The sequence below is a fragment of the Mangrovimonas sp. TPBH4 genome, assembly GCF_001280505.1.
GTDB lineage: Bacteria > Bacteroidota > Bacteroidia > Flavobacteriales > Flavobacteriaceae > Mangrovimonas_A.
In genome coordinates this window covers 37,770-53,054 of the sequence record NZ_LBIO01000068.1, presented here as the reverse complement: position 1 = coordinate 53,054, position 15,285 = coordinate 37,770, and the positions used below count along the sequence as shown (strand labels likewise).

The following is a 15,285-nucleotide window of genomic DNA, read 5'->3' as shown; positions in this document are numbered from 1 at the left end:
CGTTATGAAACATATTTTGATATTATTCACCATATTAGGATTAATCCTGACAAGTTGTGACGGACGCCAAAGCTCTAGGGAATCCCTGCAACAATCTATTTCAGAATTCAACCAAAAACAAACGCCATTAGAGCTTATTAGTTTTTATCCAGAAACCTATACCGAAGTTGAAACAGACACCATCTTGTCTAATAACCTAAGGGTAAACATCAAAAATTACAGTTTGATGAATCAAGAGGTCCTGCAACACAAAAAGACATTGGGCAACAACAAGGACATCCAATTTCACAGAGCATTTGAATCCGAAATTGTAGTCTATAATGCCAATCAAAAAATATTCGCCACCACCATTAATGCTGATGTGTTTTTAAAGAAAGACAACTCTTTATTTTGGAACAATGCCACCTTGGAGCATGTTTGGGTGAATCAAGAAAGTTCGGGAGCAGATTGGGTCAATTTGGAAATTACCTTTATCGATCCCCAAACACTATCTTATAGAATTTATGAAATGACCATTGACAACAATGGTCAGCAGAATACGGCTTTAAAAGAACAAAATAGTTAAAACAAATGTTAGGCTTAAAACTCCCTACAGACCCGCGCTGGGTAAATATCGTTGAAAAGAATATTGAAGACATCCTTACAGACCATGCCTTCTGTGAGCAAAAAGCAACTAGTACCGCCATTTCACTTATAGTTGGATTTCCGGAATACACTGAATTGGTTAAAGAAATGGTAGCCTTGGTTAAGGAAGAAATCAGCCATTTTAAAATGGTACATGATAAAATTTTGGAACGAGGTTGGACCTTAGGCCGTGATCGAAAGGACGACTACGTGATTGAATTGATGAAGTTCTTTCCAAAAGGCGGTAGTAGGACCACCCAATTGGTTCACCGCTTATTATATGCAGCCTTAATTGAAGCTAGAAGTTGTGAGCGTTTTAGATTACTTTCCGAAGAACTGGAAGATAAGGAACTAGCGGAGTTCTACAGAAAACTTATGGTAAGCGAAGCCAACCACTACACCATGTTTTTAGGCTTTGCAAGACAATATGGCGATCGCCAGGAAGTAGACAAAAAATGGCAAGACCTATTGGATTTTGAAGCTCAAATTATGAAGGATCTTGGCAAAAAGGAAACCATACACGGTTAACAAGTAAACATAAAAAAATCCCAATTACAAAAGTAACTTTTGCTAATTGGGATTTATCATTTTATAAAAAAAACGATTAATAGCCCTACCTAAAACACTCTAAAGTTTACTCCAATCTGGATGACATTGTTTGTTGCTTCGGGGCCTAAATCGTCATCAAAAACATTTGAAAATCCGTAATTATATCTGGCATCTACATACCAGTCTTCGCACACTTTAAATTCAATAATTCCAACACCAGCAAACACAAAGTTTTTAAAACCATCATTTTCTTTGTGAATTTTCAATCCTACCTGTGGCCCTACACCAAGCGCCACTCTACCGTCAAGCATAGCGTACTTAAAAAGTACTGGTAAATTAAGGTAATCGTTGGCAAAATCTTCCACATTAGCACCTTCAGGTGAAAATTGTAGTTCTGGCATTATAGAAAACTGCTCGGTTACACCGATATCAGCATGAACTCCAAATAAAAATCCGTTTCTATGCGGGTTTCTTACAATTGGGGCGTCTTTATAATCTAAATTTGAAATGGTTAAACCAGCTCTTACACCGTATTTAACTTCTTGAGAATATCCAAGTGTCACGAACAACACTACCAATAAACTAGTAAAAATTGTCTTCATAGTTTGAATGATTTGAGTGCTCGAATATAAATGGAATTAACAAATAACAGTTAAATTTTAGATATGTAACAAAAAAAATAAGATAAAGTGTTCATTCTTATTCCAAAAGAGAACTTGAAACCGTTTTATAGTACATACTTTTAATAATTCCATCAGAAAGTCCGATTTTTGGTACATATATATCCTTAGCGCCACTCCATTTCATGGCCGATAGATAAATTCGGGTTGCCGGAATAATTACGTCTGCCCTATCCTGATTCAAGTCCAATTCGGTTATTCTCTCTTCATAGGAATAGGTCTGAAGTTTTTCATAATACGAAGACAAATAGAAATAAGTTAAAGGTTTCCCCATGGCCTTTCCTGAGATTTTGAAGATTTTATTAATATTTCCCCCTGACCCTATCAAATCCAACTTGTCATAGCCCCTTGTATGCTCTTTGATCCATGACTCCAACTCTTCCCAAGTCTCTTTATTGACAATATCGTTGAGTAATCTTACGGTTCCTATTTTGAAGGACTTTGATTCTACTTTTTCACCAAGATGAATCACCGAAAATTCGGTACTCCCCCCTCCTACATCCACATACAAATAGGTTTTGCTTTCATCGATATAACTATGCAAATCGGTGGCGGCAATAATCGCGGCTTCTTCCTCCCCACCAATAATATCAATATCTATCTGCGCCTGTTCTGAAATTAACTTAGCAACCTTGGGTCCGTTTTCTGCCTCACGCATGGCCGATGTAGCACAAGCTTTATAGGCCACTACTTTGTGAGACTTCATCAACAATCTAAACGCCGTCATGGTATCCAACATACGCCGTTCGTTTTCCTTGGATATTTTCTGCTTAAGGAACACATCGGCACCTAAACGAATGGGGACCCTTACCAGTGAATTCTTTTTAAAACGTGTAGGTTTTCCTTTTTGCTCTATAATGTTAGAAATTAGCAACCTCACTGCATTGGAACCAATATCAATGGCCGCATATTTTTTAATTGAAAGCATTTATTCTTGTAATTTTTTTAAATAATAGTCGTAGGTCGCAAACTGTGCCCTTACCTTAGGATTGTCGTTACGCTTGTATTTATTATCCTGAAATTCATCCAAAATCCTTGCCTTTACATTGTCATTCCAACAAATATCGAAGACATCCAAAAGCTCTTCTTTGATGGCCTCATCATAGATAGGACAAGTTACTTCCACTCTATTCTCAATATTTCGAGTCATCCAATCAGCAGACGAAATGAACACTTTTGTATCACCTTCATTACAAAACACATATAAACGGGTATGCTCCAAAAATTTATCAACAATACTGATTACCTCAATATTTTCACTCATACCCGGTATTCCAGGTACCAAGCAGCAAAGTCCACGAACAATCATTTGAATTTTCACGCCGGCCCTGCTCGCTTCATAAAGCTTATCGACCATGGCATAACTTGAAATGCTATTCATTTTCAGTTTGATGTAGGCCGGTTTACCTTCCTTGACATTATCAATTTCCTTGTCTATAAGCTTGAAGAATTTTGACTTGGTATAATGCGGGGATGTAATGATGTGTTTATACCTGAAAATTTTGTAGTTGATTTCGAAGAAGTTGAACACTTTGTTAAGGTCCTTCAATATCTTTTGGTCGGCCGTAAACAAAGTGAAATCTGTATATATTTTTGCGGTGGACTCATTGAAATTTCCGGTGCTTATAAAACCATAGCGTTTAAGCTTATGATCCTCTTCTCGCTCAATCACACACATTTTACTATGCACTTTCAAACCTGCCACACCAAATAGCAAATTAACACCTTCGTCCTGCATTTGTTCGGCATAAGCAATATTGGCTGCTTCATCAAAACGCGCCTGAATTTCGATGGAAACCGTTACCTTTTTCCCATTCTTAGCTGCATTTATCAAGGAACTGGCCACATGTGAAATTTGCGCCAATCTATAAATGGTAATGTTAATGGTTCTTACCGTAGGATCTAAAGCGGCTTCCCTTAAAAACTTAACTACATACGAAAATGTATGATAAGGTGTATATAGTAAATAATCTCTTTTGGAGATATTCTCAAAAATGCTACTTTCCAGGCTCAAACCTTTAATTGGCAAGGCTTTGATTTTGTCGTAAAGTAAATCGGTTCTGCCCAAACTAGGGAAACTCATATAATCCCTTCTGTTGTGATATCGGCCACCAGGTATGACACTATCCTTGGCATCTATACCCATTTTGTTTAACAGATAATTTAAAGTTTCCTTATCAATCGTTTTGTCATAAACGAATCTAACAGGGTCACCAATTTGGCGATGTTTGACACTTTCAGAAATTTTGTCGATAAAACTTTTACTCAAGTCACTGTCAAAATCAAGTTCACCATCTCTGGTAATCTTAATCATGTGAGTTGAAATACTCTTATAATCAAAAATATTAAAAATGTCATCCAGGCAATAACGCAATAAATCATCCAAAATGATGATATAATCCTTATCATCTTGTTTAGGCAAAACCACAAATCGTTTTATGGATTTTGGAATTTCAATAAGCGCATACTGTTTTTCATCGTTGGCCAAAATCATCTTAACGGCCAAATAGGCTGCACTGTCCTTTAACATCGGTAAATCAACCAAATCGTTTAAAATGATGGTTACCAAAGCTGGACTAACATGCTGAAAGTAATAGTTTTTTATAAAATCATGCTGCTTGGCATTAATTTTGTTCTCGTCAATAATAAATATGTCGTAATCCTCAAGCTTCTTATGGATATTGTGTAAAATGTCCAAACTTTCACTCTGCTGCCTGATGACCACCTGGGTGATTTTCTCCAATAATTCACTGGCCTTTATACCTCCTAGCTCACTCTTCCCAGCCTTTCCTGCTTCATCAATGCGTTTTACCGTAGCATATCGTACTTTAAAAAATTCATCTAGGTTATTTGAAAAAATTCCCAAAAACCGCAATCGTTCTATCATTGGAACAGATTCATCGGCAGCTTCCTGCAATACTCTCGCATTAAATTGAAGCCAGCTTAACTCCCTATTTACATAAATATTCTTGTCCTTTACAGTAATATCCGTCATTGTTGATTGTTTACACAAATATATTCTATTTAAGTTTGAAAAAGCCTTAGCCTATAGATGATATTTCCGTTATATTTTTTTTTAAAACCGATAACTTAAAATATTTAGAAAGACTATTAAAACATTTTTTATGGAATTAAAATACCAAATACTTAAACACAGAATGCCATTATAGGCAAATCAAGGCTTTAAATCTCGAGGGAAAATCATGACATCTGTATGCCCTTTGGCAATGAATTTCCATTCTTCCGCATAAAAGTCAATTTTTACAAGGCCACAGGTAGGCAAATTACCTATGAATTGATCTCCCAAATCGTTCACAATAGAGGTCAGTGCGTGGTTGTGCCCAAATATCATAATTTTATCAATGGACTTACCGTTTATCGAACGGATGAAGCTCATCACTTTTTCACCCCCAAAATCGTACAAATCATCAACAATTTTAAGCTTATTTTCTGGTAAATTTAAATACGCCATCACCCCTTTACAAGTGGTAAATGCCCTATTTGCTGGACTAGAAAACACCATGTCCGGCATATAATTATATGGTTTATAATGATTTGACACCAATTTTATATCATTAATTCCCCTGGTGCTCAAGGGGCGGTCTAAATCGCTAAAACCCCCATCCCATGAGGATTTCGCGTGTCTTACAAATACTATTTCTTTCATTTTATACTCGATTAAATGCATTTTTTACCGATAAAGTGTTGTTTATCTTCGTTTTAACGATTATTTTAGTGCCTTTAACATTTATTTTTGTTCAAGATTTGATTAATGAGTTGCTTTGTTCTGTAAAATTAATGTAAATGGCCCCAAATCAACAACATATTAATTTATCCATCTATAATGCATTGAGTTCCAATGCGCTTCCCTCAACAAATTTTAACAGTATTACTTTTAGGCGTTTAACACTAAAAAATGCCGTGTTCATTTTGTAAAACAATTGCCCTTTGGGCCTTAACTATATTAATTAACATATCAACTTAAATGGGATTAAAAATTTCATCAATCGACCAAAACATGGCCTTACATAAAAGTGATAGGCAAACAAAATCTGAACAATTAAATAAACGAAATATAATTAGTTCTTACTAATTAATCCTATAACTAAAAATTAGGGCTTATGAAAACAAATACACATAGACTTATGTATAGAAATTCCCTAGTTCTATTGATACTACTTTTTCAAACCTTTGCAATTGCACAGATGAGACCACAAAGAAGGACTATTAATAGAATTAGTTTGGATACTCCCCTAACAACATTCAGCACTTCCAGCACTACTTTGGACGATACCAATAGAGCCTTGGATGGATGTAATGCCAATGACTTTACCCTAACCAATTTCTACCTAGCCGATGCCAGTGGAAACCCATTAGACAACGACTGTATTCCAGGGACGCCTCAAACAGCATATATCTACGCCTATTTTGATGCAAACACAAATGCTGATAGATACAGCTTATTTATGAACTTTGATGTTGTTATTAATGGCGTAACTTCATCTACAGTAACACAATGTTTATATGACTCTACCCCTATTCCTGTTGAACAAAACCTTCCCGTATATCAATTGAACTGGAATTGTGGAGATCAAGTGGAATTGGTAAATTTTTATATGGCTTGGCAATCCAATGCCAATCAAGAGTGTGGTGAAAACCCTTCCAAATGTTACTCAAACCCTCCAGGGTTTATCGTAAATGCGCCATTGATCACCAACTTTACTTATACTCAAAATTGTGACGCTTATACAGTTGCATTTACAAGTATTACCACCGGTGGAAATCTTCAAGGTGGATATACTTATTCTTGGAACTTTGGAGATGGAGGTACTTCTACAGAAGCCAATCCATCACACACCTATACAAATGGACCTGGTAACTACAACGTTACATTAACTGTATTTGATGTTGATGGAGATTCTGACGTTCATACAGATACTGTAACTGTATCACCACTATTAACAGGATTGACCCTAAGTACTACTAACATTGAATGTACTGGTGGAAACACAGGAACCATCACTCCTTCTGGAGTTTCAGGTGGAACTGCTCCTTACACCTATAGTATTAGCCCTCAAGAAGGAAGTTTCCAATCTGGAATATTTGTTAATCTACCTTCAGGAACCTATACGGTTACTGTGACGGATGCAAATTCATGTTCCATTAGTGAGGATATTACAATTTCAGTTGATGATAATACACCTCCCGTAACCAATGCCCCTTCAGATTTACAAGTTGAAGGTTGTGTTGCTGCAGATGTTACCAATGACAGCTTAACATCATTAGCTTATAGTGAAACACCTCAAACTATTTCTCAGTTAATTTTCTTAGCAGAAGGAGGAACTTTCACGGAAAATAATGTAAATGAAATCACTTATCAAGACAGTGCTTCTGGTACTTGTCCTGTGGTGGTTACTAGAACTTTTACTATCACAGATGATTGTGGGCTTTCTAGTTCTGATACACAAACAATAACGATTGAAGATACTACAGATCCTACAATTTCAGTGGCAGCTGTCGATGCGTCTGCTGAATGTGGTAGTGATACTACAACTGCCTTAAATGCTTGGTTAGATGCCAACGGTGGTGCTGTAGCTTCAGATAATTGTTCTGCTATCACCTGGACCAATGATTACGGAACTTTAAGTGATGACTGTGGAAACACAGGGTCTGTAACAGTTACTTTTACGGCCACTGATGCTTGTGGAAATTTTGCTACAACTGATGCTACGTTCACTATTGAAGACACCACGGCTCCTAGCATTGACACTGTGGCTACAAACCTTACCGTGGAATGTGATGGAGGCGGAAACGCAACAGATTTATCAACTTGGTTAAGCTCTTTTGGTGGTGCTGCAGCCTCTGATACTTGTGGTGGCGTTACTTGGACTAACGATTATTCCTCCTTAAGTGATGATTGTGGTGCTACAGGTTCTGCTACAGTGACTTTTACAGCAACTGATGATTGTGGTAACACAGCAACAACATCCGCTACATTTACTATTGAAGACACTACAGATCCAACTATTGATACAGCTGCCGCAGACCTTACTGTTGAATGTGATGGTTCTGGAAATACTGCTGAATTGAACAACTGGTTGATTACTGTTGGTGGCGCTGCAGCCTCTGATACTTGTGGTGGCGTTACTTGGACTAACGATTATTCCTCCTTAAGTGATGATTGTGGTGCTACAGGTTCTGCATTAGTAACTTTTACTGCTACCGATGATTGTGGCAATATTTCAACTACATCTGCAACCTTTACTATCGAAGACACAACCATTCCAACAATGAACATTGTAGCTGCCGATCAAACCGTACAATGTAATGGTGCAGGAAATACAGACGAACTTGAAGCTTGGTTGGATACACATGCCGGAGCTATGGCTTCAGACAATTGCTCTGATATTACTTGGACTGACAACTTCACAGGACTAACTGATGGTTGTGGAGAAACAGGATTGGCTCTAGTTACATTCACGGCAACTGACGAATGTGGAAATTCAACTAGCACTACAGCCCTGTTTACAATATTGGACTTGATAGCACCTACTATTGATACTCCTGCTTCTGATTTTACAGTTGAATGCGATGGAACTGGAAACCTTGCCGAATACACAGCTTGGTTAGATTCCAATGGAGGTGCATCTGCTTCCGATTCTTGTGGAACTGTGTCTTGGTCTTATGAAGAAGGTGCTTTCAATGATGACTGTGGTTTAACAGGAACACGAACAGTTAGCTTTACCGCAGAAGACGGTTGTGGTAACTCTGTAACTACCAGTGCTTCCTTTATTATTCAAGATACAACGGATCCAACATTTACTGTACCTGCTTCAGTGACTTTGGAATGTGATCAAGATCCTACTGACCTTGCTTTGACAGGAGACGTAACCGATGAAACTGATGGATGTTCTTCAACTCTTGAAGCTACTTTTACTGATACAACTGCTCAAGGAGCATGTGCCAGTGAGTCTATCATTACACGTACTTGGACATTGACCGATGACTGTGGAAACACAACTACACAAACTCAAACCATCTCTATTGAAGATACTACAGCGCCTACATTTACTGTGCCTGCTGCCGTAACCATTGAATGTGATCAAGATGAAAACGACTTGGCATTGACTGGAGATGTAACCGATGAAGCTGACAACTGTTCAACTGGTTTGGAAGCTACTTTCGCCGATGCCACTGCTCAAGGAGCATGTGCCAATGAGATAATCATCACAAGAACTTGGACTTTAACTGACGAGTGTGGGAACACTGCTACGGAAGTTCAAACCATCACCATTCAAGATACAACTGCTCCTACATTTACTGTACCTGCCAGTGTAACCCTTGAATGTGACCAAGATGCTACAGATTTGGCATTGACTGGCGATGTAACCGATGAGGCTGACAACTGTTCTACTAGTTTAGAAGCAACTTTTACGGATGCTACTGCTCAAGGAGCTTGTGCAAACGAGTCCACAATCACCCGTACCTGGACTTTGGTTGATGCTTGTGGAAACACTACAACTCAAACTCAAACAATCTCTATCCAAGATACGACTGCTCCAGTTATTCAAACCACTCCTTCCGATATCGTTGCCGAATGTGACGGTTCTGGAAATAGTGGAGCTATCGAAAACTGGTTGGCTAACAATGGTGGAGCAACTGCTTCAGACAATTGTGGCGAAGTTACTTGGACCAACGATTATAGTGGAGCGAATTCTGATTGTTCTGCACCAGTAACCGTAACATTTACGGCTACTGACGAATGTGGAAACTCGGTTTCTACGTCTGCTTCCTATGCAATTCAAGATACCAATGCACCTGTAATCACTCAAGCTTCAGATATGACCTTGGAATGTGACGGTAGCGATATTGATGCCGCAATCCAAGATTGGTTGGATACTTTTGGTGGCGCCACTGCTACAGATGACTGTTCTGCAATAGCCTGGTCTAACAATTATAATGGATTAAGTGACGGATGTGGAACTACCGGTTCTGCCGAAGTGACCTTTACAGCTACTGACGGATGTGGAAACTCTAGCTCGACTACGGCCACTTTCACAGTTCAAGATACAACTGCTCCAACATTTACAGTACCTGCTTCAGTGACTTTGGAATGTGATCAAGATCCAACAGACCTTGCTTTAACAGGAGACGTAACAGATGAAACCGACGGATGTTCTACTGATATTGAAGCTACCTATACAGATGCAACTGCTCAAGGAGCATGTGCCAATGAGTCTATCATTACACGTACTTGGACATTGACCGATGACTGTGGAAATACAACTACGCAAGTTCAAACCATCTCAATTCAGGATACGACTGCGCCTACATTTACTGTACCTGCTGCTGTAACCATTGAATGTGATCAAAATGAAAACGACTTGGTATTGACTGGTGATGTTACCGATGAAGCTGACAACTGTTCTACTGATTTGGAAGCTACTTTTGCCGATGCCACTGCTCAAGGAGCTTGTGCCAATGAGACTATCATCACGCGCACTTGGACTTTGACCGATGACTGTGGAAACACTACAACTCAAGACCAAACCATCACCATCCAGGATACTACGGCACCTACATTTACTGTGCCAGCTAGTGTAACCCTTGAATGTGACCAAGATGCTACAGATTTGGCATTGACTGGTGATGTAACTGATGAAGCGGATAACTGTTCTGCTGATTTGGAAGCTACTTATACGGATGCCACAACTGAAGGTGAATGTGCCAATGAGTCTACAATCACTCGTACCTGGACATTGGTTGATGCTTGTGGCAACACAACAACACAAACACAAACAATCTCTATCCAAGATACTACTGCGCCAGTTATTGAAACGACTCCTTCTAATATCGTTGCCGAGTGTGACGGTTCTGGAAACAACGGAGCCATCGAAAACTGGTTAGCCAACAATGGTGGAGCAACTGCTTCAGACAATTGTGGTGAAGTAACTTGGACCAACGATTACGATGGAGCCAACTCTGATTGTTCTGCACCGGTGACTGTAACCTTTACGGCAACTGACGAATGTGGAAATGCTGTGTCTACCTCCGCTTCTTATGCAATTCAAGATACTACTGCTCCTACCATCACTACTGAAGCTGGTGATGTTACTTTGGAATGTGACGGTAGCGATATTGCTACAGCCATCCAGGACTGGTTGGATACTTTTGGAGGTGCAGCGGCTACCGACGATTGTTCTGCAATTGCATGGTCTAACAATTATAATGGCTTAAGCGACGAATGTGGAACTACTGGTTCTGCCGAAGTAACCTTTACAGCTACCGACGGATGTGGTAACTCTAGCTCGACTACGGCCACTTTCACAGTTCAAGATACAACAGCACCAACATTTACGGTTCCTGCTTCAGTTTCTTTGGAATGTGATCAAGATCCAACAGACCTTGCTTTAACAGGAGACGTTACCGATGAAACTGACGGATGTTCTTCTGATCTTGAAGCTACTTATACAGATGCTACCGCCCAAGGAGCATGTGCCAATGAGTCTATCATTACACGTACTTGGACCTTGACAGATGACTGTGGAAACACAACTACACAAGCTCAAACCATCACTATTCAGGATACTACAGCACCTACATTTACTGTACCTGCTGCTGTAACCATTGAATGTGATCAAAATGAAAACGACTTGGCATTGACCGGTGATGTAACCGATGAAGCTGACAACTGTTCTACTGGTTTACAAGCTTCCTTCGCCGATGCTACTGCTGAAGGCGAATGTGCTAATGAGTCTATCATCACACGTACCTGGACCTTGACTGACGAGTGTGGAAACACTACTACTCAAGTGCAAACTATCACCATTCAAGATACTACGGCGCCTACCTTTACAGTACCTGCCAGTATAACTCTTGAATGTGACCAAGATGCTACAGATTTGGCATTGACCGGTGATGTAACCGATGAAGCGGACAACTGTTCTGCTGATTTGGAAGCTACTTATACGGATGCCACAACTGAAGGTGAATGTGCCAATGAGTCCACAATCACCCGTACTTGGACCTTGACTGATGCTTGTGGCAACACAACAACACAAACTCAAACAATCTCTATCCAAGATACGACTGCGCCAACCATAGAAACAGAAGCTATTGACTTATCTGTAGAATGTGATGGTACAGGAAACCAATTAGATTTAACCGATTGGTTAGCCTCCAACGGAGGTGCTTCCGCAACTGATAATTGTAGCGAAGTAACTTGGACTAATGACTTTACTGAATTAAGTGATGCCTGTGGAAATACAGGAGCTGCTACGGTTATATTTACAGCTACAGATGCTTGTGGAAACACGACTACTACCACTGCTACATTCAGTATAGAAGACACTATTGCTCCTAACATTACAACTGAAGCTTCAGATATTGTTGCTGAGTGTGATGGAAATGGTAACAACGATGCCATCCAAAACTGGTTAGACAGTAATGGTGGTGCTGTTGCTGAAGAACTATGTGGAGAAGTTACTTGGACTAACAATTATAATGGAGCAACCTCAGATTGTTCTGCTCCTGTAAGTGTTGTTTTCACTGCCACTGACAGCTGTGGAAACACAAGTACTACATCAGCCTCCTACGCTATTCAAGATTCTACACCTCCAGTGATTTCTGGTGGAGAAAGTTTAACAGTAGAATGTGACGGAACAGGAAATGACGCTGAACTTCAAGCTTGGTTATCTTCCAATGGAGGCGCCACTGCTACCGATGACTGTTCTTCTATCACATGGTCTAATAACTTTGAAGGCTTAACTGAAGCTTGCGGTGCTACAGGTACTGCGGAGGTAACATTTACCGCAATAGACGGATGTGGAAATGAAAGTACAACAACGGTATCCTTTACTATTGTTGACACTACTGCTCCAACATTCACAGTGCCTGCTTCAATTGCTTTGGAATGTGATCAGGAAGTTTCAGATCTTACGCTTACAGGAGATGTAACCGACGAAGCTGACAACTGTTCTTCTGAATTGGAAGCAACATTTACAGACGCAACAGCTGAAGGTGAATGTGCCAACGCTTCTATCATCACACGTACTTGGACTTTAACAGATGATTGTGGAAACACCACAGTGCAAATACAAACTATCACAATCCAGGATACTACAGCTCCTACTTTCACAGTACCTGCTTCGGTATCTATTGAATGTGATCAAGATGTAAATGACTTGACTTTAACAGGTGATGTAACTGATGAAGCTGACAATTGCGCTTCTGAATTGGAAGCTACCTTTACCGATGCCACTGCCGAAGGTGAATGTGCCAACGCCTCTATTGTTACTAGAACTTGGACTTTGACTGATGACTGTGGAAACACCACTACTCAAGTTCAAACCATCACAATCCAGGATACAACAGCGCCTACCTTTACAGTACCTGCTTCGGTATCTATTGAATGTGATCAAGATGCTACAGATATGGCATTGACTGGTGATGTAACCGATGAAGCAGATAACTGTTCTTCTGAATTGGAAGCAACCTTTACCGACGCTACTGCTGAAGGTGAATGTGCAAACGCTTCTATCATCACTCGTACTTGGACTTTAACAGATGATTGTGGAAACACAACAACGCAAGTGCAAACTATCACAATCCAAGATACTACAGCACCAACATTCACTGTACCAGCTGCGGTAACTATTGAATGTGATCAAGATGAAAATGACTTGGCGTTGACTGGTGATGTAACTGATGAAGCCGATAACTGTTCTTCTGAACTGGAAGCTACCTTTACCGACGCTACTGCTGAAGGTGAATGTGCAAACGCATCCATTATAACAAGAACTTGGACTTTGACTGACGATTGTGGAAACACAACGACTCAAGTACAAACTATCACAATTCAAGATACTACAGCTCCTACATTTACTGTGCCAGCAGCTGTAACCATTGAATGTGATCAAGATGAAAATGACCTGGTATTAGTTGGAGATGTTTCTGATGAAGCGGATAACTGCTCTACTGAATTGGAAGCTACCTATTCAGATGAAACAGCTGAAGGAGAATGTGCTAATGCCTCTATCATAACAAGAACTTGGACTTTGACTGACGATTGTGGGAACACTACTTCGCAAGTGCAAACTATCACCATTCAAGATACAACAGCACCTACATTTACTGTACCTGCTGCAGTAACTATCGAGTGTGATCAAGATGCTTCAAACTTGGCATTAACAGGGGATGTAACTGACGAAGCGGATAACTGTTCTACAGAATTGGAAGCAACCTATACTGATGAAACAACTGAAGGAGAATGTGCCAATTCTTATATAATCACCCGTACTTGGACATTAACTGACGACTGTGGGAATGCTACAACAGAAGTTCAAACCATCAATGTTGAAGATTCTACAGCACCAACCTTTACGGTTCCAGAAAACCTAACTGTTGAGTGTGATATGGATACTACAGATTTAACTTTGACTGGTGATGTAACTGACGAAGCTGACAACTGCTCTACTGAATTGGAAGCAACCTTTACCGATGATGTTACAGAAGGGTCTTGTGTTGGAGAAAGTACCATAGAAAGAACTTGGACCTTAATCGATGAGTGTGGAAACACAACAACGCAAGTACAAACTATCAGTGTTGTGGATACTACAGCTCCTGAATTGATTGTTGAATTAGATCCATCCATCGATGTGAATTGTTCCGAAGTTCCTGATGCTCCTGAACTGAGCTTTGAGGATGCTTGTTCTACTGATATTTCTGTTGTATTTAACGAGACAATCAATCCAGAAGAAGGCTCGGAAAATTACAGCATCACCCGTAATTGGACGGTAAGTGATGATTGTGGAAACGAAGCTACTTACTCTCAAATAGTAAATGTAAATGTGGAAAATATTATAGCCGGATCCAACACCACTATCTGTACAGAGGAAGGACCTTTAGATCTATTCGGCCTACTGAGTGGTGATGTGGACGAAAGTGGTACTTGGGAAGTGGTTTCTGGAAATACAACTTTAGATGGAAGTTGGTTTGATACTACAATTGTTACTGAAGAAGACTTAGGAGATTTCATCTTCACCTATACTATCACAGAAGGCGACTGCCCAAGTGTAACCGAAGTGACCGTAACTGTTCATGACGATTGTGTGGTTTTACCATGTGGAGAAGAAGATGTGGTGATATCTAAAGCGGTAACGCCTAATGGAGATAGCTATAACGAATTCTTTACAGTAACAGGTGTTGAAGAATGTGGATTCACCATTGAATTACAAGTATTCAACCGTTGGGGTGCTAAAATTTATGAAAACTTCAACTATCAAAACGATTGGAATGGCGCTTCATCAGGATCCTCTGTAGGAGGCGCAAGCAAAGTCCCATCAGGAACATATTACTATATCATTAATTTAAAGAATAGTGGATTAAAACCTTTCTCAGGTCCAATCTACGTAGGAACTAAATAAATTTTGAC

Annotated in this window: 7 protein-coding genes; 3 read left to right on the top strand and 4 right to left on the bottom strand. The window is 39.7% G+C overall.

The genetic code is table 11. The features are described from left to right. Nucleotides 1-4: 4 nt before the first annotated feature. Complete coding sequence (locus tag ZA05_RS17700) at nt 5-565, top strand: hypothetical protein (RefSeq protein WP_053993015.1); 561 nt, start codon at nt 5-7, stop codon at nt 563-565. 5 nt (nt 566-570) lie between these two features. Beyond that, entirely contained in the window at nt 571-1,152 is a 582-nt protein-coding gene (locus ZA05_RS17695) for a tRNA-(ms[2]io[6]A)-hydroxylase (protein WP_053993014.1), read from the top strand. Between the two features lie 89 nt (nt 1,153-1,241). Here the strand turns inward: ZA05_RS17695 and ZA05_RS17690 are convergent, their stop codons facing one another. The 4 genes from ZA05_RS17690 to ZA05_RS17675 all read right to left on the bottom strand — a co-directional run bounded on the left by ZA05_RS17690 (nt 1,242) and on the right by ZA05_RS17675 (nt 5,520). Beyond that, nucleotides 1,242-1,775, bottom strand: a complete 534-nt coding sequence (locus tag ZA05_RS17690) for a porin family protein (protein WP_053993013.1) — start codon at nt 1,773-1,775, stop codon at nt 1,242-1,244. A gap of 97 nt (nt 1,776-1,872) precedes the next feature. Next, nucleotides 1,873-2,781 carry a Ppx/GppA phosphatase family protein gene (locus ZA05_RS17685; RefSeq protein ID WP_053993012.1) on the bottom strand — a complete coding sequence of 303 codons (909 nt, stop codon included), beginning with the start codon at nt 2,779-2,781 and terminating at the stop codon, nt 1,873-1,875. After that, nucleotides 2,782-4,848, bottom strand: coding sequence for a polyphosphate kinase 1 (gene ppk1 / locus ZA05_RS17680; RefSeq protein WP_053993011.1), 2,067 nt, complete (start codon nt 4,846-4,848; stop codon nt 2,782-2,784). 180 nt (nt 4,849-5,028) lie between these two features. Then, nucleotides 5,029-5,520 (bottom strand): histidine phosphatase family protein, encoded by a 492-nt coding sequence (locus ZA05_RS17675; RefSeq protein WP_053993010.1) that lies wholly within the window; start codon nt 5,518-5,520, stop codon nt 5,029-5,031. Between the two features lie 454 nt (nt 5,521-5,974). Here ZA05_RS17675 and ZA05_RS17670 point away from each other — a divergent pair, with 454 nt between their 5' ends. Beyond that, entirely contained in the window at nt 5,975-15,277 is a 9,303-nt protein-coding gene (locus tag ZA05_RS17670; protein WP_082333836.1) for a gliding motility-associated C-terminal domain-containing protein, read from the top strand. Nucleotides 15,278-15,285: the final 8 nt, after the last annotated feature.